This window comes from Haloarcula sp. H-GB5 (assembly GCF_054850705.1).
In genome coordinates this window covers 928,235-945,246 of sequence record NZ_JBTWBG010000001.1, presented here as the reverse complement: position 1 = coordinate 945,246, position 17,012 = coordinate 928,235, and the positions used below count along the sequence as shown (strand labels likewise).

At 59.4% G+C, this 17,012-nt stretch carries 17 protein-coding genes and 2 tRNA genes; 8 read left to right on the top strand and 11 right to left on the bottom strand.

Going from position 1 to position 17,012, the window contains the following annotated elements; all coding sequences use genetic code 11:
* Positions 1–53: 53 nt before the first annotated feature.
* A complete protein-coding gene (locus ACYJ11_RS04955) occupies positions 54–794 on the top strand; it encodes a DUF429 domain-containing protein (RefSeq protein WP_461646943.1) in 741 nt (246 codons plus the stop codon).
* A gap of 166 nt (positions 795–960) precedes the next feature.
* Here ACYJ11_RS04955 and ACYJ11_RS04950 read toward each other — a convergent pair whose 3' ends face one another.
* A complete protein-coding gene (locus tag ACYJ11_RS04950; protein ID WP_004515391.1) occupies positions 961–1,155 on the bottom strand; it encodes a cold-shock protein in 195 nt (64 codons plus the stop codon).
* 2 nt (positions 1,156–1,157) lie between these two features.
* Entirely contained in the window at positions 1,158–1,352 is a 195-nt protein-coding gene (locus ACYJ11_RS04945) for a cold-shock protein (RefSeq protein ID WP_004515390.1), read from the bottom strand.
* Positions 1,353–1,575: 223 nt separating this feature from the next.
* On the opposite strand from ACYJ11_RS04945, the gene ACYJ11_RS04940 reads away from it, so the two are divergent.
* Both ACYJ11_RS04940 and ACYJ11_RS04935 read left to right on the top strand, forming a co-directional pair.
* Positions 1,576–2,772 carry an ATP-binding protein gene (locus tag ACYJ11_RS04940; RefSeq protein WP_461646942.1) on the top strand — a complete coding sequence of 399 codons (1,197 nt, stop codon included), beginning with the start codon at positions 1,576–1,578 and terminating at the stop codon, positions 2,770–2,772.
* A gap of 51 nt (positions 2,773–2,823) precedes the next feature.
* On the top strand, positions 2,824–3,348 hold the full coding sequence (locus ACYJ11_RS04935) for a hypothetical protein (protein ID WP_461646941.1): 525 nt from the start codon (positions 2,824–2,826) through the stop codon (positions 3,346–3,348).
* On the opposite strand, the gene ACYJ11_RS04930 is transcribed toward ACYJ11_RS04935, so the two are convergent.
* Complete coding sequence (locus ACYJ11_RS04930; RefSeq protein WP_461646940.1) at positions 3,340–6,405, bottom strand: FAD-binding and (Fe-S)-binding domain-containing protein; 3,066 nt, start codon at positions 6,403–6,405, stop codon at positions 3,340–3,342. The genes ACYJ11_RS04935 and ACYJ11_RS04930 overlap by 9 nt on opposite strands.
* Positions 6,406–6,514: 109 nt before the next feature.
* Positions 6,515–6,889, bottom strand: a complete 375-nt coding sequence (locus ACYJ11_RS04925; protein WP_461646939.1) for a hypothetical protein — start codon at positions 6,887–6,889, stop codon at positions 6,515–6,517.
* Between the two features lie 49 nt (positions 6,890–6,938).
* Between ACYJ11_RS04925 and ACYJ11_RS04920 the strand changes: the two genes are divergently transcribed.
* Entirely contained in the window at positions 6,939–7,613 is a 675-nt protein-coding gene (locus ACYJ11_RS04920; protein WP_461646938.1) for a class I SAM-dependent methyltransferase, read from the top strand.
* Here the strand turns inward: ACYJ11_RS04920 and ACYJ11_RS04915 are convergent, their stop codons facing one another.
* Positions 7,614–7,859 (bottom strand): hypothetical protein, encoded by a 246-nt coding sequence (locus tag ACYJ11_RS04915; RefSeq protein WP_461646937.1) that lies wholly within the window; start codon positions 7,857–7,859, stop codon positions 7,614–7,616. It abuts the gene before it with no gap.
* 98 nt (positions 7,860–7,957) lie between these two features.
* Positions 7,958–8,527 carry a hypothetical protein gene (locus tag ACYJ11_RS04910; protein ID WP_461646936.1) on the bottom strand — a complete coding sequence of 190 codons (570 nt, stop codon included), beginning with the start codon at positions 8,525–8,527 and terminating at the stop codon, positions 7,958–7,960.
* A gap of 358 nt (positions 8,528–8,885) precedes the next feature.
* Here ACYJ11_RS04910 and ACYJ11_RS04905 point away from each other — a divergent pair, with 358 nt between their 5' ends.
* Positions 8,886–10,025 (top strand): tyrosine-type recombinase/integrase, encoded by a 1,140-nt coding sequence (locus ACYJ11_RS04905; protein WP_461646935.1) that lies wholly within the window; start codon positions 8,886–8,888, stop codon positions 10,023–10,025.
* Positions 10,026–10,555: 530 nt separating this feature from the next.
* Here ACYJ11_RS04905 and ACYJ11_RS04900 read toward each other — a convergent pair.
* The gene (locus tag ACYJ11_RS04900; RefSeq protein ID WP_461646934.1) at positions 10,556–10,954 is read right to left on the bottom strand and encodes a hypothetical protein; all 399 of its coding nucleotides are present in this window, start codon (positions 10,952–10,954) and stop codon (positions 10,556–10,558) included.
* A 469-nt stretch (positions 10,955–11,423) separates the two neighbouring features.
* Positions 11,424–12,641, bottom strand: a complete 1,218-nt coding sequence (locus tag ACYJ11_RS04895) for a DNA cytosine methyltransferase (RefSeq protein ID WP_461646933.1) — start codon at positions 12,639–12,641, stop codon at positions 11,424–11,426.
* A 110-nt stretch (positions 12,642–12,751) separates the two neighbouring features.
* Here ACYJ11_RS04895 and ACYJ11_RS04890 point away from each other — a divergent pair, with 110 nt between their 5' ends.
* A complete protein-coding gene (locus tag ACYJ11_RS04890; RefSeq protein ID WP_461647374.1) occupies positions 12,752–13,066 on the top strand; it encodes a winged helix DNA-binding protein in 315 nt (104 codons plus the stop codon).
* Positions 13,063–14,196 (top strand): hypothetical protein, encoded by a 1,134-nt coding sequence (locus ACYJ11_RS04885; protein WP_461646932.1) that lies wholly within the window; start codon positions 13,063–13,065, stop codon positions 14,194–14,196. Before ACYJ11_RS04890 ends, ACYJ11_RS04885 begins: the two co-directional genes overlap by 4 nt.
* A gap of 67 nt (positions 14,197–14,263) precedes the next feature.
* Here the strand turns inward: ACYJ11_RS04885 and ACYJ11_RS04880 are convergent, their stop codons facing one another.
* The 3 genes from ACYJ11_RS04880 to ACYJ11_RS04870 form a co-directional block, all read right to left on the bottom strand.
* Positions 14,264–15,244: a hypothetical protein gene (locus ACYJ11_RS04880; protein WP_461646931.1), complete on the bottom strand. Its 981-nt coding sequence runs from the start codon at positions 15,242–15,244 to the stop codon at positions 14,264–14,266.
* Between the two features lie 342 nt (positions 15,245–15,586).
* Positions 15,587–15,660 (bottom strand) — tRNA-Phe (locus ACYJ11_RS04875).
* Between the two features lie 589 nt (positions 15,661–16,249).
* Positions 16,250–16,323 (bottom strand) — tRNA-Val (locus ACYJ11_RS04870).
* Positions 16,324–16,420: 97 nt separating this feature from the next.
* On the opposite strand from ACYJ11_RS04870, the gene ACYJ11_RS04865 reads away from it, so the two are divergent.
* Entirely contained in the window at positions 16,421–17,011 is a 591-nt protein-coding gene (locus tag ACYJ11_RS04865) for a DUF192 domain-containing protein (RefSeq protein ID WP_461646930.1), read from the top strand.
* Position 17,012 lies beyond the last annotated feature (1 nt).

The window sequence follows — 17,012 nt, the reverse complement described above, 5'->3', positions numbered from 1 at the left end:
GCCAAGAAACACCTCGGGATACACTTTTGCGCCCGTCGGAACGAGTATCCACAATGGCGGAACCGCTGTACGTCGGCGTTGATCGGAGCGACGAGTCCTGGGTCGCTGTCGCGTTCACCGGCGACGGTTTCGACCACGCGTCGGTGTTCGACAGTATCGGTGAGTGCTGGTCAGCCTACGAGGAGCACGCCCGCCGGATTCTGGTCGGGGTGCCGATCGGACTCGTGGAATCCGGCGAACCGGACCGCCGGTGCGACGAACTCGCCCGGTCAGTCCTCGGTGCGCGCAGCCCGACGATCCGCACACCGCCGGTGCGGGAAGCGACCCGGAAACAGCGCTACTCGACGGCCAATCGCGTCCACAGGCGCAAGACCGACCACGACCTCTCCGAACGGGCGTTCGCGCGCAGCGACAGCCTCGCCCGGGTCGACGAACTCTTGCAGGAACTGCCCGAGGCCGCCGCCGCTATCCGAGAATCCCACCCGGAGGTCTGCTTCCGGGCCCTCGCCGGTGAGCCGCTTAGCTACTCGAAGCGCACTGCTGGGGGATACGCCGAGCGGATGCGGATTCTTGCACAGCACGACCGCGACGCCGCCCCGACAGTCCAGAAAGCCGCCGAAGCGACCGGTGGTGCAGCGGTGGCCGTCGACGACGTACTGGACGCCGTTGTGCTCGCGTACACGGCTGCCCCGGGTGACGGGGAGCTGTACACGCTCCCGCCTGAGCCGCCGCGGGACGCGGTGGGCCTCCCGATGGAGATTGTCTACCGGGCGGCGTCGCCACTGCTCACCTAGAGTTGTCTATCGAGCGATGTCGCCACTGCTCGCGTAGTGACGTGTCCCGCCGAGCGATGTCGCTCGTCGTGAGTTATGTGCATGCCAGCGCCACCGTCGTGTACGCTATGGTACACCGCGACCGCTGACAAGTGATTATAGTGCTAGACTGTAGACAGAAGCCGTCTTACAGTCGCGTGAGGTTGGTCGCACGCGGACCCTTGTCCGCCTGCTCGATGTCGAACTCGACTTCCTGCCCCTCTTCGAGGTCAGGGCCGCCGACGTCTTCCATGTGGAAGAAGACGTCTTCGTCCGCATCGTCGGTTTCGATGAAGCCGTAGCCACCAGTGTCGTTGAAGAAGTCGACAGTGCCTTCCGCCATTGTTAGAGCCTCGTGACGTTGTTGGCGCGCGGACCCTTGTCCGCCTGCTCGATGTCAAATTCGAGCTCCTGTCCTTCCTCGAGGTCCGGGCCGCCGATATCTTCCATGTGGAAGAAGACGTCCTCGTCCGCGTCCTCAGTGTCGATGAAACCGTAACCGCCAGTGTCGTTGAAGAAATCAACCGTTCCTTTCGCCATTGCAACCAAAGAGATGCCAGCACCACGGATAACAGTGTCGGTACGATGCTCTGGTAGGAAACAGAGAAAACCGACCGCTGTCTGGCGATTAGGGGGTGTGTAATACTGTCATGGCACACACGCAGCCAGCTCTCCCGGCTGGCTGTAGGCGCTCCGGTGTCGTGTCCGGTCTTACCGTCTCACTAACCGAATGGAATTAGCCATTCGAGCACAAGTAGTAACCATGTACCGCGGTGTCCGGGCCCGCCTTGCGCCGTGGCTGCTTGCTGGCTTCGGCCTCGCTCTCACAGGTGCGGCCATCGTCTGGCACCTCGGTATCGAGACACAGCGTATCGGTCAGATCGGCGGCCCCGCGCTCGCGTTGGCCCTCGACGGGCTACTACCGCTGGTGCTGGTGTATGGCAGCTATCGCCTCGTTTCGTCGTCGACACCGGGTGAGCAGATCTGGACCGTTTTCGTCTGGAGCGTCGTTGGCAGCCTCGCAGTCGGGACTGTCATCGGTCTGAGCGTCCTCATCCGCATGATGGAGGGCCGGGCAATCGCCGAACCGGTGTTCGTCACCCTGTTGGCGATGGAGACGGGCGCTGTTACGGGACTCATCGCGGGCACGCTCGCGGTCCGGGCCCGTCAGGATGCCAGCCGTGCGACCCGAACCGCGAGCACGCTGTCGTTCGTCAACGACCTGTTTCGGCACGACATCGCGAACGGGCTTGTCGTCATCGACGGCCGGGCGACGATCATCCGGCGTAACGCCGACTCGGAGACGGTTCAAACGGCGGCGGACGCGATCCACGAGCAGGTAACCGAACTCGACAGTCTGGTCGACAACGCCGGGTCTGTCGTCGAAACCCTCGGTTCTGACCCGTCCTTCGAACCGACCGACATCGTCGGGATTACTAAGGCGGTGATACGGCGGATCGAGCAAACACATCCCATCGCTATCGAGCTTCGAGCCCCGGACAGCGCGATGGCATACACCAACGAGGCCGCTCGCCCGGTTCTCCGGAACCTCATAGAGAACGCTATCGAGCACGGGACGCCGGCGGCCGAACTCTCGGCCGAGGGGACCGCGACGGACGGGGCAGTGCTGCAGGACGAGGCACAGCGAGCGGAGACGGCCCAGTCGACGGGAGACGGCCACGATCACCCGTCAGTATTTGTCGCGATCCGCGAGACCGACGACATCGTCGAGATTCACGTGGTTGACGACGGCCCGGGGATTCCCGAGGGCCAGCGCGACAGGATTTTCGACCCACGGGCGGGCGACACGCACGGTGGCGGCCTCCATCTCGTCGAAACACTCGTTACGAGCTTCGGCGGTGATATCTACCTTGCCGACACCGCTGGGAAAACTGACCTTGGATTGACTAATCCCGATCTTGACGGCGCGCACTTCGTCGTCGAACTCCCGCGAGCGTGACATGGTACGGCACGACCGACGTTTCTTGATTGTGGGGGGCACAGTGGGGGTATGTTCCCTCGCCTGCGCGCACAGGGCCCGACTGTACTTATTCCGCTCGCGTGGCTGCTCGTGGGACTGGCCCATCTCGATGTGGTCTCTGACCGGACAGTGCTGATCTTCCACGTCGTCGCCGCCGTCCTCATCGCTGCGTTCGCCGTCCTTTCGTGGGACGAGATGGAGACGGGCGTCCTCCGAATCTGGCGCGACATCCTTCTCGTCGGGCTCGTGCTCACTGTTGGTGGTATTGTCGGCTTGCTCTACTCTCCGCTTCGGGTCCCGTTCTTGACGACGACGATACTGGGGTGGATGGTCGTTCCGGGTGTCGGCCTCTACTACACCGGGGCGCGCGTGCCAGCAGGTCAGCGGATGTACACGGCCGGCGCAGCGCTGAGTGTTCTCGGTGGGGCGGTCTACGCCGGCGCGCTGTTCCCGCCGGCGGAAACCGCACTGCTTGCCGGCATCGGACTGGCGCTAGTCGGCCAGACGGTCGGCATCGTTCAGGCGGTCCGCCAGCCCGACGAAACGTCAGGCTAGGGCCGCGTCGAGTTTCTCCACCGGATGCGGCGGCTCGCCATCACCGTCCTCCCAGTCGTCCAGTTGCGTGCGACAGGACGCGCCGGGCGCGACCACCGTGTCGCCGCGGCTCTCGCCGATCTGGTCGAACAGGATCGAGCCGATGGCCTTGCTCATCGAGAAGTGCTCGGCCTCGTAGCCGAAGGAGCCAGCCATGCCACAACAGCCCGAATCGAGCGGGTCGACGTCGTAGCCGGCCCGCCGGAGGACGCCAACGGCGTGGTGGTCCTTCTTCGTCGCCTTCTGGTGGCAGTGGCCGTGGTAGGTCAGCGTCTCGCCCGCCACGTCCCAGTCGGCCGCCTCGTCCAGCCGGAAGGTATCGAGGTACTCACAGACGCCGTAGGCGTTGACCGCCAGCGTCTCCACGTCCTCGCCCGATAGCAGGTCCAGATAGTCCGACTGGAACATCACGGCGTCGCTTGGTTCGACCAGCACCACGTCCCAGCCCTCCTCGACTGCGGGGGCGAGCGCGTCCACGTTGTCCCGCGCGGTCGCTCGGGACTGGTCGAGAAAGCCCTTGGAATGAGCGGGCCGCCCGCTGTCGGTTCGGTCAGCCAACTGGACGTGGACGCCCGCGGCTTCGAGCACGCGGACGGCGGCTTTCCCGACCTCGGGATGGCTGTAGTTCGTGTACGTGTCAGGGAACAGCAGCGCCCGTCGCTCGGCCTCGTCAGCTGGGACCTGCGGACCGCGTTCGTCGAACCAGTCCTGTAGCGTCATCCGCTGGAAGCTCGGGAGTGTGCGGTCCGGGGCGATACCGACCGCCTTTTCAAGAATGGTGCGAGCGCCCGGGACCTTCGTCGCGAGGTTCGACAGCGGCGCGAACGCGCTCCCGAGTCCAGCAAGCGCATCGACGTTCGCGAACAGTTTGTCCCGGAAACTGGAGCCGTGTTCTTGGTGGTAGGCGTGGGTCACCTCCGCTTTGAGCTTCGCCATGTCGACCTCGCTCGGGCAGTCCTTCGCACACCCCTTGCAGCCGATACAGAGGTCGAGCACCTCGTGCATGAACTCCTCGTCCGTGGGGTCGTCCGGCAGGTCGCCGCTCATCGCCTGCCGGAGCATATTCGCCCGCCCCCGTGTCGTCGTCATCTCCTCCTCGGACGCGCGATAGGTCGGACACATCACGCCACCGGTCGTTTCCTGTGGGCCGCGACAGCCGCCACAGCCGTGACAGAGTTCGACCATTCCCTGCATTCCGTTGTCGTTGTCCCACTCCAGCGCGGGGTCGAAGCCGGCGTCGAACTCGTACTCCGGATCGAAGCGGAGGTTCTCGGTCATGTCGACCGTGCGTGCCCGCTCGGGCATCGCGCCGGACTCGACCTCGCTCGCGTCGACGCCGACGACCTGCCCGGGGTTGAGCAGCCAATCGGGATCGAACGTCGATTTGAGTTCTTGGAACGTTTCCCAGAGGTCCGCGCCGTAGAGCTTCTCGTTCCACTGCGTGCGGGCGCGGCCGTCGCCGTGTTCGCCCGAGACGCTCCCGCCGTATTTCACGACGAGGTCGGTCACCGCGTCGGCGATGGATTCCATGGTCTCGACGCCCTCGACCGATTTGGTGTTGATGAGCGGCCGGATGTGGAGGACGCCGGGACCGGCGTGGGCGTAGAAGGAGGCGAAGGTGTCGTGTTCCTCCAGTATCTCCTGGAATTCGGCGACGTACTCCGGGAGGTTTTCCGGCGGGATGGCGGTGTCCTCGATGAACGAGCCGTGTTTCTCGTCGGTCGTCCGCGAGAGCAGTATCGGGAGGCCGGACTTTCGCATCTTCCAGAACTTCTCGCGCTTTGCCTCGTCGTGGGCCTCCATGGCGTCGAACGCACGTATCGGTGCGTCGACGACCGTCCGATCCGCAGTCGGGTCGGCGGCAGGGTTGACGCCGTTTGTTCGGTCCGCCAGCAGGTCGGCGACCTTCCGCCGGCCGGTCTCCGCGTCGTCGGCGTAGAACTCCACGATGAGCACCGTGCGGGTCCCCTTGGGCAACATCCCAACCACGTCTTCGAACTCGGCGGTGTCGCGGGCTAGGTCGATGAGCACGTCGTCGAGCACTTCGACGGCCGCCGGGTCGTGTTCGAGGATGTCCGCAACGTCTTCCATGGCCTCGATGAGCCCCTCGTAGGCGAGCAGCGCCATCGACTTGGTCTCTGGAATCGGCTCCAGCGACACCTCGGCCTCGGTGACGATGGCAAGGGTCCCTTCGCTGCCGGCCAGCAGCGAGGCGACATTGACGGTCCCGTCCTGTGCGTCTTCGAGCACCCAGTCGAGGTTGTACCCCGAGACGTTGCGCTTCAGGTCCGGGTAGTAGCTCTCGATTGCCTCGCCCTCCTCGGTGAGTATCCGCTCGATTTCGGCGTAAATCTGGGCTTCGAGATCGCCGTCGGAGTCTGCTCGGTCGCGCAGTTCCTCGCGGGTGACCTCGCCAAAGGTGGTGACGGTGCCGTCCGCGAGGACGACCTCGCACTCCTCGATGTAGGCGTCGGTCTTGCCGTACTGCAGGGAGTGGGCTCCGGTGGAGTTGTTGCCGATAGCGCCGCCGAGGACGCTCTTGTCGCCCCACGCTGGGTCTGGTGCGAATTTCAGTCCGTGGTCGGCAAGCTCCCCGTTCAGATCGCCGAGCTTGATCCCCGGCTGGGCCCGCGCTCGTCGGTCGTCGGGCCGGGCTTCGAGGAGATTGTTCATGTACCGCGAGAAATCCAGCACGACGGCCTCGTTGACGGTCTGGCCGGCGAGACTCGTCCCGCCACCCCGTGGCAGAACCGGAATCTCCCGCTGGGCACAGTAGGACATGACCGCAGCCACGTCATCGGTCGACCGCGGATAGACGACGCCGATGGGCAGCACCTCGTAGAGGCTGGCGTCGGTCGCGTACAACTGCCGCGAGTACTCGTCGAAGCGGACTTCGCCGTCGACACGCGCCTGTAAGTCGTCGACGAGGCCTGACCGGGCGACGCTGTCGTTCTGATAGTCGTAGTTCGATACCTCGTCGTCCGAGGGGTCCATCCGGATGCCGGAATCGGTTGCCATAGTTTAGCTCGTGTACAGTTGCCCGGCCACCGACGGACCGAGCACTCGGCGGTTTGCTCTGGCTGTTCTAGCTGTACGCTTGGCAAAACAGTTCCGCTACGGTATCCCATCACGCGCCTTCGAGTCGGTCGAATGCAGGCTGCGGACGGCACTTCCGTCTCCCCGTGATAGAAATAGTTGCGAAAATGTTAATACCAATGTTGGCCCATACAGTGTAATTATTACACACAGCAACGACCTCTTCAACACGATGCTCCGACTCTTCGTACAGACACAACAGGAGATGATGGACGACAGTTTGGGCCGGCGGATGGATGACCATTCGAGACACCTGATAGACGCTAGTCCCGGATACCGCGCCGACCGACCAGCCGCCGGCACGCGCTCGGGCGACCATCGCCGGAATGGAGTCGACACGACCCTCCACGTTGACGAGACCGACGACGGGTACGCCGTAATGGTCGGCCTCCCGGGTTTTGGGCACGACGGCACTCGCCGACACAACCGTCGAATCCGTACTGTGTGGCCGTAATATGTCCGAATCAACCTGGGACGTTCAGGACGGCGCAATCGTCGAGCAACCCCGGAACGTCCGAAAGCACCCGCTGTTGCACCGAATTTACGAGCGACATGACGAGCTAATAGCCGAACAGCTCCCGACCGGCCGGACGCTCGAACTCGCGTTCGGCCAGCACATGCATCCCTGCGCCGATGTGGGACTGGAAGGCTGGCCATCGAACGCCGAAACCGTCCGCAAGCCGGCACTGGCTGGTGACGCCCGCGCGCTGCCGTTCGGCGATGACTCCTTTGACGCCGTTATCGGACGCCGGTTCCTCCATCACGTCCCGCCCGCGGACCGTCCCGAAATACTCCGCGAAACCGCCCGCGTTCTCCGCCCTGACGGCCGCGTCGCTCTGCTCGAAGGAACGCCGGGGCTGTACCGCAAGCTCACTAAGGGTGCCGCGTTCCGGCTGGGGCTTCTGGAGGAGGACACAGATATCTACGGCCACCTCTCGGAAACCGCCGTCACCGACCTCGTCTCCGACTCGTTCACGATCATAGAAAAACAGACGCTCGGATCACCGCTGATGCTCGCGAGCATCTCCGAGTCGGACGCATCGGCACGGCTTCTCGACCTCTACGAACGGACGCAGTTCGTCAAGTGGTGGACGTTCGTGGTGGGCGAGCGTCCCGAGTCTGTCGCGTGACTACAGGTCGACAGTCACACGCAGTTCGCTGTCAGTGATCGTTCCGACGGCGTCGGCGGCGACCTCGATATCGTCCTCGTCGGCATCACCGAATCCGAGTCCCTGCACCCAGGCTTCGGTGAGATCTGGCTCCGGCTCGACGTACGCGACCTGCCTTTCCGGGTCGACCTCGGTCACGATACCGATCTGTTCTCCCTGTGCGTCCATGAGAAACTTTCCCTCGTCTTCTGTCGATAATACTGCCATTTCGTCTGACACCACAGGCCGGACCCAGTAATAAACGTCGGTCACGCCACTCCGCCAGCTTGCCCTTTCCCCTTGCTAGTAACATCCGCTCTTGCTCGCTAGTACCGCGAGAAGTTCTCGTCGGGATAGATCCCCTCGTCAGTGATATCTACCACGTCCAGCGTCGCCAGGCGACTGAGACGGTCCGCCGCGTCACCCTCGTCGATCCCCAGTTCTACCGCCCGTGCCAGCACGCGGTCATGGCTGGGTACGGACTCGATGAAGCCATCACTGTCCGTCTCTGTCTCCTCCGCGATGATCGCCTTCAGAATGGCCCCGTGCTCCCGCTTCGACGGCGTCGTGCTGTCGCCGGTCCAGTCCACGCTTAGGGTCCCGTCTTCGTTGACGTGGGAGACGATGAATCCGTCCGGTAGCGCTTCCGTCACCGCCGCTACCAGCGCTGCCCGGTCGAGCCGCGCCTCGAACCGGAACCGTTTGCCGTCTTTGGACTGGCCGAGACTCCCGACGTTCGTCCCCGCTTCTGCTATGGCCTCCGAAACCGCGTCGGCGAGCCGGTCCTGTACTGACGCCGCGACGGCATCCCGCTCCGCATCGAGGTCTATGAGTTCGTCGGTCAGGGTCGCGTGGCGCTCCATCTGCTCGTATGCTGGCTCCTCTGTCATACCCATGCTACTCGTCGCCACGGAAGTACCTGTTCCGGTGACTAGGACGGACCGACGCAACAGTTAGTCGTTCAGGGTCACAGCCATGAGTCACAGTAACCGGAGATACAAAATCGGGATGCCGCCTCCCGGCGTTGAGCCAAAGGTTCACATGCTGTTGGATAAATGGATATAGTAGAACAGTATGCCGAAAGCAACTCAATCGGACATTGACCATCAACGACAACGGATTCGAGAAGCCGACGAAGTTGCTCCCAAAGACCGCGAGAACCTGTTGGAATGCTCCAAAATCATGGGCCGCAACCAGACGGGTAAGCGTGGTTGGGGTCACGACCGTCATGAGAGTATCCTGAAACGGCTCATCATGCTCGCATGGGGCGGACAAAAGTACGATGCGAGTGAGATGCACGATGCGACTCTGACGGGGGCACTGGAAGATAGAGACGCCGCTGGGGAAATTGTGGAGTGGATTCACGAAAATTACCCGAATGAGGAGACGAACCGGGATATGCGAAATGCACTCCGGGTATTCGGGAAGGTTCTCGCAAGTGACGACCCGACGAGCAAAGCCGCTTCTCCTCCACCGAGTATTGACCAGATTTCTGCTACAACTTCGGAAACCTATGACCCGCTTCCGAATGCGTCGGAGATGATAGCGTGGGAGGAAGTCAAGACGATGTGCGAACATCCGAAAACAAACGCCAGAGACGCCGCGTTGATTGCACTTGCGTGGGATGCCGGTCCCCGAAGTGGAGAACTTGAGGAACTCCGTGTTGGTGACGTATTTGACCACGACGTTGGGCAGAAAGTCAGGATAGAAGACGGAAAGACTGGGACTCGACATCCGACTATCACAAACGCTGTTCCCTATCTCCGACAGTGGTTGAACCAACACCCGGCGACCGACAGTTCTGGAGACCCTGAAGACCCCGCCGCTCCGATGTGGTCTAAACTCAAGACCGCAGAAAGCATCTCTTACAGGCAATTTCGAGATGTTTTCAAAAATGCCGCTGAGCGTGTTGGACTGGAAAAACCGGACACACCGACCAACTTCCGTAAGTCTTCGGCCAGCCACCTCGCAAGCAAAGGGGTCTCTCAAGCACACCTCGAAAAGCGGTATGGTTGGGAGAGAGGGAGTGATGCCGCCGCTCGCTATATCCGTGTGTTTGGAGAGGACGCCGATAAAGAATTGATAGAGGCTCGCGGAATGGACGTGGAGATAGAAGAAGACGAGCCCGATGGGCCCAAAGAGTGTGTTCGTTGTCGTCGTCTTATTGACCGAGAAGCCGAGAAATGCGACGTATGTGGGGCTATCCAAGACGAAGAAAGGGCAGCCAAAGAATCCGCACAAGTATCTGACGGGGACCTCAGCGCAACTATTGAAAGCGCGGTGCAAGAGGAAGTGGAGAAGATTCTCAGCCAAACACCACAACCACCAGAAGGCGACAAAGACGCGCAAGAGAGGGCACAAGAACTGGACGAAAAATTGAAATCGCCGGACTAAGTTCTGCCAGAGCAGACAAACATCTTTGTGATGGCGACGACTATGTATCAGTGACGCCCACAGGCCACCGCAGGCGTCACCCGGCCGCCGCCGGGCTTTCATCCTCATGCTTTCTACCGATTAGCCGAAGGTCCGCGCCGGTTTGACCCGGCCACGGACTGAGATTATCGCTTGTCCTGCACCCGATGGAAGGACTGCTCTGTCTGTTCCGGTTGGGATGGGGAACCCGCCCGCCGTATTTGGAGCCGCCCGGCGGGAGGCGGACACTCCGGCCCGGAGTCGAACCGGGGTCCGTCCAGCAACGCCGGAGTTACAACGGGCCGTTCGCTTGTGCGGGACCCATTGGAACTTGACCCGTGTTCTTTTCGCCTTGTTCGGACTCTCGCTCTATATCCGGTTGTTCTTGCTCCCGTTTAGGTCGGATTTCCGCGCGTGCTGCTTCGCTTTCAATGATTCGAAGCGGGTCCCGGACTGCGCCCTTAGTGACCGATTCAGCAAGCATAAGCGGGTCCGGGAGCGGTACCGCCGTATTATCGTCTGTCATTTTGCTCCATTGCCGCTTCGAGTTCTTGAAGACGACAAGAGTCTCGCTCCCGGTCTCCGAGTTCTGGAGCGAGAGACAGGTGTCGGTCGGCGTACGAGAGCGCGTCATTGAGACGCTTGCGCGTTTGCTCGGATACCCCGAGTTCGGCAGCGGCTTCGGAACTCAGCGAGTCGGTCGTTTTGAAAACCGGTCCCTGAATCCCGTCAGAATAAGCGACCAATCGCCAGTCGGTCCCCGACCCACTCACAACGGGCAGGATTTTGAACGTGAGAGGACCGCTGTCGTAACTGTACGTTGCCAACGCCGCGTCATTACCGCTGAGAGACGCTTTGCCCTCGTTTTCGACTACCTCAATCTCTCTTTCTTTCTGGTTCGAGTGCGGCATATCTGAGGATTGCCGCGAGTTATTATAAAATCTTTGACTAATTGTAAGTCGGTGGGACAATTAACGGATTCGGGGTTATAAACACCTCCTCTTTGTGTTTTACAACTATATCGATTCGTCTTATAAGCCTATATACCAGTTAAATTATCATTCAACTCTTGGCGTGTGTTACTGAGCGCGATTTATGTTCCCCCCCGGATGCGGGGGATAAATTGATGTTACTAATTTCGAATTAATCACCACGCCGTCCAGCGATTAAGAGTATTCACACCGAAATCGGGGTTTAGTACTCCGAAAATCAATAACCGCAAGAAGGCAGTCGAGTGATGATGTTACTAAATCCAAATTAAGGATTACTAACAATCCGGCTAAAATCCGGTTTTACGCGGTACATAGTACATAGCATCCATACCCACTACTACCCCCTCCTCGATTCAGAAGTGGTGTACCCACTCACTGAGGATGGCCCTTATTTTAGGCCACTCTGACTCAGGGTGGCTTGCTGAGTTAACCCACCAACCTCTTGCTGTTTGTTCAAATACTCTTCTGGGGGGAGTGCCCCACAGCGAATCGTGGCAATTCTTTTCCGGTCAGTCTTGGAAAGTTCTCTACTGTATACCCCTTCTTTCAAATAGTATCCAAGTGCTTCAGCAAGATATGGAGGAACGGCGTTTCCTATTTGCTGGCGCACAGAGACGAGACCTCCATCAAAACGATAGGAGTCAGGGAACGTCTGGAGCCGGGCACCCTCACGGGGCGTTAGTCCACGATTTTGGAATGGGTGAATACAACGAGCACTCGACGGCTTCGACATGTTACTTGTAATCGCCACTGCCGGTTCTTGTGAGTCAAGCCGAGAATAGGAGTTATGATAGCCGGACTCGGGCTGAAGTTCGTCGGGGATTGCCGTACGATTCCCGCCATCAGGAATGTGGGAAATCATTTCGACCATTTCATCCGAGTGGTTCGCTGCCTCGTGCGCGGTGAGTTCGTCGTTGTCTCCACGAAGGTCTTTCTGGAGGACCGTCTCGGGTTCTTGAACGTATTCATTAGCCTCTTCACCAGCGTCAAGTTTCGGTAAATCTCCTATTCCATCCATCACGCTGGGTGTCTCCACGGGATTAATTTCGAATCCCTCCAGCGGGTTTGTCTGAATCTCTGATTTTGTAGCCAGAACCACGAGCCTACGACGATGTTGCGGAACTCCGAAGTCTGATGCTGTGACGACGCGGTGAGTTACGTCATATCCGATATTGTCGAATGAATCCTTTACAGCATCAAGGAATTTACCGCCAGCCGTCTTTTGCATCCCACGGACGTTTTCAAAGAGCGCAGCGTCCGGTTCCAGTTCGTTCACCCAATCGATGAAGTGTGTAAAGAGGTGATTCCGTTCGTCAGACCCGTCCGGACTGACTACTTCGGAGAATCCTTGACATGGAGGACCGCCTGCAACAAGGTCAACGGTTTCTTGACCAACGAGGTTCGGAATTGCTGCGGAATCAACCTCTCGAATATCACCCGTGATGTCTTTGGATTCGATGCCATCTCGATTGTTAGCAAACGTAGCACGCGCATCTTCATCTACTTCGACAGCGTGCTTTAGTTCGAAGCCAGCCCGTTCTAAACCGATAGAAAGCCCTCCAGCACCTGCGAAAAGGTCAACGTAGGTCAACGTCTCGACTCCCATGTAGGCGAGTTTTTGGCGAGTTCGTACTTAATCATTCGTACTTCGGTGTAAGTGGGTGGTAACCGTATGGTAAATTGATTCTTACCGTCTGGTACCAATCATCTCGCAAGGTGTTGCTTAGTTTGACATCCGACGACAAAGATGGCGACGACGGAATACTTGATGAAGCGGCGTACGTAATGGGTTCGCAGTATCGGACTTTTGTCCTCGAAACTTTGGCGAATCAACCCTCAACACCGACAAAGATTGCTGATGAACACGACGTTGCTGTCTCTCATGTGAGTCGCGCACTCTCTGAATTGAGTGGACGGGATGTGGTACAGTCTCATAGCAGTGGTTCCCGGACAAAACTTTTCTCTCTCACGTCGCGGGGTGAGCGCATTGTTGAGGTCGTTGATGAAATTGAGCAGGGGGGAAGTGAATGACAGAAGACCGCACTGACTTGGAGGATGAGGCCATCGAAGATTTTCTTTTTCAGTTCTTCCGAGATGAATACGAGCATGACCCATCGGATATTTCTTCGGAGGAAGAGCAAATCATCGGGACGCTTTATCAGCGAGCCGATGAACTCTTCGACACCTCGAAAGGGACGCTGGGCCTCGCTCTGGACTTCCTAATGGTCGCTGAGAACCTTTCGCAAGTTGACCCGTGGCTATCGGGTTTTGATTCTGAACTTACGAGCGATGACGTACTGAGCCACTACGAGCAGGGCGCTACCAAGTCGACACTTACACTCAAGCATGGGGGTGAGAGGGAGAGTATTCGAACGGTCCATGACGATGTTATCGACCTATTTCGGGAAGACTTACAGAGGACGAACTTTCCGAGTTCACCCGGCCATCATACCGGGGAGTGGGAACGCTATCAGGACTTATTGGAGTTGAGTTTCCGTCTTTCCCGAACAGGCCGTTACGAGGCAGCACAGCGTCTCTTCGATTTAGGTCTTGAACGGCTGGACAAGCGGACTGTTACTCGGCGGGACCCTCCGTTCCCAAAACCGTTTCTGGAGATTCTGCGAAATTACGAACGGAGTCATCCCGACGAACTCGGCGGTTCGGCATATCAGGCCTTTTGTTACGGATATGTTAGGACAGAGTGGTCGCACCTCTCACTCCGAGCGAGCAAGGTCCGGGTGGGGTCGTCCCGCCAGAACCGCTACGGAGACATCGACGGATACCTCGGACCAGACCTAATCATCTCTGTCGAAGTGAAAGACCGAGACATCACCGAATCAGACGTAGAGAGTGAACTCGGTACGATGATGACGTTGGCCGAGCAGTCGACGGCAATCTCTATTGCAATCTGTCGGTCTGTCTCTGAGGATGCAAGGGAAAAAATCGAGAGTGCAGGTATAAGATTACTGACCGATGAGGATTTAGAAGAACGGCTGAAAATGTGGGACTATCATAAGCAGAACCGGGCTGTGCAGGGTATGATACACTTCTTTTCAAATATAGAAGAAAACCCGCAGGGTGCCCAACGGTTGCTTCGCTTCCTCGAAGACGTGGACCCAAACAACCCTGCTCTGGCCCACCTCGATGAAGAAAATACGTAGACTAACGAGCAGGTCAGTCTAATCTCCGAACATCTATCTTTCCGATAGATTGCTGACGTACCCGGTATCAACTGGGTGGGTCAAGCCCACTGTTTCCGACTGGGAGTTTTCTATGCGGGGGCGGTGCGGCTTCCGGGTCCACCGGAACTACCTCACCATCCTCGCCGTATTTTACGCCGACCAACTCCCACTCCGCGTTCTCGTATCGGTCTTCGGGGTCATAGGCCATGTAGTCCTGCGCTCCGTTCGACGGTCGCCACATTTGTTTTTCCGTCGCCCACAGCGTGGCGAGCATGATTTGGACGTGTTCAGGCATCTCTCTGGGGTCGCCCTCGTACTCTCCTCCCATGTAGGCCGCGAGATAACTGCTGATGTTGTCCACTGACGAGAGCGGCATACACTCAACGGCCTCCCCGACTGTGTGGGCGTCTCTACCGGCTATTTTACAGTTCCGAACATGAGAGTCGAGTACCGGCTTGAAATCCTCGGCATCCATCCGTGTATCGACGTAGACGGCAATGTGCCAATGGATGTGCCCGCTCTCATGTGCCTCTGGTAGCGCTATTCTCTCATACTCTGCGTGGTCCGGTATGCAACGGTCCAGCGCCGTCGTGACAGCGTTCCACGACTCCATGAGGTCAAGGAAGTGGTCAACCGGAGGACGCGGTGAGCCGTCCGCGTAGGTCGTTGAACCGGTCAGTGTTATCATCGCCTGCGTCGAACGTCCGCCGTAGTCCTCTCGTATCCCGCGTTCGAGGTCGTTGAACTTCGCGTACCGTTTCCGCCATGAGTCTGGCATAAACCGGTTGCCGAGCGGGACTTCTTTTCGCTCTCCCTCCTCATTCTCGAAAACAGCCCACGTATCCAGTGTCTCCTCGTACCACCGTAAGAACGCTTGGACAGCCCAACCGACCGTCACAACCCGATTCAACGACCCATGATGTTCGTTCGGTATCATTACCTCGTTTCTCAGTGCTATCTCCTCGCCTGTGTGTAGTTGCGTAGATTTCACCTCCTCTGTCGAGGTTCCATAGTTGGCTATGCTCATAGCCAACCCCCCGAATCTGGCCAATATAGCAACTGAGCGGCGGCTGTATGGTTATGCTCGGAGAGCCGAGAGTATATGATGAACAGGTGCGCATCGGTTTTACTCGACTGCCGCTCGCGCCAACCACGACCGCAACCGCAACCAAACCCGGGGTTGGGGGCAGTCAGTCGGAACTGGACAAACGTGATTATTTCCGGGTCCTTCTCGGCACTTTGGGAGATACAACAATTTCGCCCGGTAAAGAATAGATGTTCAATTAGAGCGAGACCGACTGGCGAAACGTGGTCTACGGAGGAGTAGTAAGAGGCCGGGAAAATTACAGCATGTGAACCTGAGCCTCTATGCCGCCTCCCGGATTTGAACCGGGGACAGCTCGATCTTCAGTCGAGTGCTCTCCCAGTCTGAGCTAAGGCGGCGCGCACTCCAATCGATGACGAGGGTAGAAAAAAGCATTTCGAAAGCGGGCGCAGGTTTTGTCGCATCCGTCGGGAGGTTTGACTGCCGATTACGGGAGAAACAGGTCCGCGCTGTCGAACGTCTCGCCACAGTCGTCGCATTTGTACTCAGTGCCATTGGTCGTCGAGACGTGCCCGCTACAGGCCGGACACGTCGAGCCGTCTATCATGCCACGCACTACCACCACTCCGGATATATGGATTACGGGCGACTATCAATCGAGATAGACGCCCTGATACCCGGGCTACGATGGTGAGCGCGACTGACAGGAATCGAATCCACAGGGACCATCCGCCCGTCACGTCTGTTCGTCGCAGGATGGGTCCGGGCGGATTCGAACCACGGTCACTCCGCGCTGCTTCGTTCCCTGATTCGAACCGCCCGGGTCGCATCACACACGCGGCGCTCGTCAGTGAGCGCCGCGAGAAGTTCAGTGGGTCCGGGCGGATTCGAACCACGGTCACTCCGCGCTGCTTCGTTCCCTGATTCGAACCGCCCGGGTCGCATCACACACGCGGCGCTCGTCAGTGAGCGCCGCGAGAAGTTCAGTGGGTCCGGGCGGATTCGAACCACCGGCCTCGGCCTTGTAAAGGCCACGTCATAACCAACTAGACCACGGACCCGTATCCCACCGTTTTCCATCGGCAGGAATAACGCTTTCTCTCTCGGTCGACAGTGGGCACCGACAGTATTACCCACGGCCTGCCCCTCACACGGGGTATGCAGCGCCCCGCCGTAGTCGTGCTCGGACTTGTGGGCCTTCTCGTCGCCGCCGCCGTCGTCCTCCAGACCGGCCTCTGGGTCGAGGTGCTGGGAACCGACGAGTACGAGGAAGGCACAGTGACGGTCCGGGAGGGATCGGAGGCGGCAGTGACGCCGACCGCGACACAACCCTCGACAGCGACTTCGACGCCGGAGACGACCATCGCGGCCCGTGAACAAGAGACCAGGGAAGCGCTGGGTACGGTCGAGGTTCGCATCGCACAGACGTTCAATCAGCGCTACGTCGGCCTGAGTGAGACCGAGTCGCTTGGTCCCGACGAGGGCATGCTATTCGTCCACGACGAGGCGGGCCAGCACGCCTACGTCATGCGGAACATGTCGTTCCCGCTTGACATCATCTTCATCGACGCCAACGGCACTATCACAACTATCCACCACGCGCCGCTCCCGCCGGAGGGGACCAGTGGGAGCGACCTGACGCGCTACGAGGGGCGAGGAAAGTACGTCCTCGAAGTGAACCGCGGATGGACGAACCGGACCGGCGTCGAGGTCGGCGACCGGGTCGACCTGCCGCCCGAAGCCACGTAGC

Bases quoted from the DNA above. Each gene is read 5' to 3' on its own strand.
- ACYJ11_RS04955 (WP_461646943.1), top strand. From the start codon at position 54: ATGGCGGAACCGCTGTACGTCGGCGTTGATCGGAGCGACGAGTCCTGG.
- ACYJ11_RS04950 (WP_004515391.1), bottom strand. From the start codon at position 1,155: ATGGCGGAAGGCACTGTCGACTTCTTCAACGACACTGGTGGCTACGGC.
- ACYJ11_RS04945 (WP_004515390.1), bottom strand. From the start codon at position 1,352: ATGGCGAAAGGAACGGTTGATTTCTTCAACGACACTGGCGGTTACGGT.
- ACYJ11_RS04940 (WP_461646942.1), top strand. From the start codon at position 1,576: ATGTACCGCGGTGTCCGGGCCCGCCTTGCGCCGTGGCTGCTTGCTGGC.
- ACYJ11_RS04935 (WP_461646941.1), top strand. From the start codon at position 2,824: ATGTTCCCTCGCCTGCGCGCACAGGGCCCGACTGTACTTATTCCGCTC.
- ACYJ11_RS04930 (WP_461646940.1), bottom strand. From the start codon at position 6,405: ATGGCAACCGATTCCGGCATCCGGATGGACCCCTCGGACGACGAGGTA.
- ACYJ11_RS04920 (WP_461646938.1), top strand. From the start codon at position 6,939: ATGTCCGAATCAACCTGGGACGTTCAGGACGGCGCAATCGTCGAGCAA.
- ACYJ11_RS04915 (WP_461646937.1), bottom strand. From the start codon at position 7,859: ATGGCAGTATTATCGACAGAAGACGAGGGAAAGTTTCTCATGGACGCA.
- ACYJ11_RS04910 (WP_461646936.1), bottom strand. From the start codon at position 8,527: ATGGGTATGACAGAGGAGCCAGCATACGAGCAGATGGAGCGCCACGCG.
- ACYJ11_RS04905 (WP_461646935.1), top strand. From the start codon at position 8,886: ATGCTCGCATGGGGCGGACAAAAGTACGATGCGAGTGAGATGCACGAT.
- ACYJ11_RS04900 (WP_461646934.1), bottom strand. From the start codon at position 10,954: ATGCCGCACTCGAACCAGAAAGAAAGAGAGATTGAGGTAGTCGAAAAC.
- ACYJ11_RS04895 (WP_461646933.1), bottom strand. From the start codon at position 12,641: ATGGGAGTCGAGACGTTGACCTACGTTGACCTTTTCGCAGGTGCTGGA.
- ACYJ11_RS04885 (WP_461646932.1), top strand. From the start codon at position 13,063: ATGACAGAAGACCGCACTGACTTGGAGGATGAGGCCATCGAAGATTTT.
- ACYJ11_RS04880 (WP_461646931.1), bottom strand. From the start codon at position 15,244: ATGAGCATAGCCAACTATGGAACCTCGACAGAGGAGGTGAAATCTACG.
- ACYJ11_RS04865 (WP_461646930.1), top strand. From the start codon at position 16,421: ATGCAGCGCCCCGCCGTAGTCGTGCTCGGACTTGTGGGCCTTCTCGTC.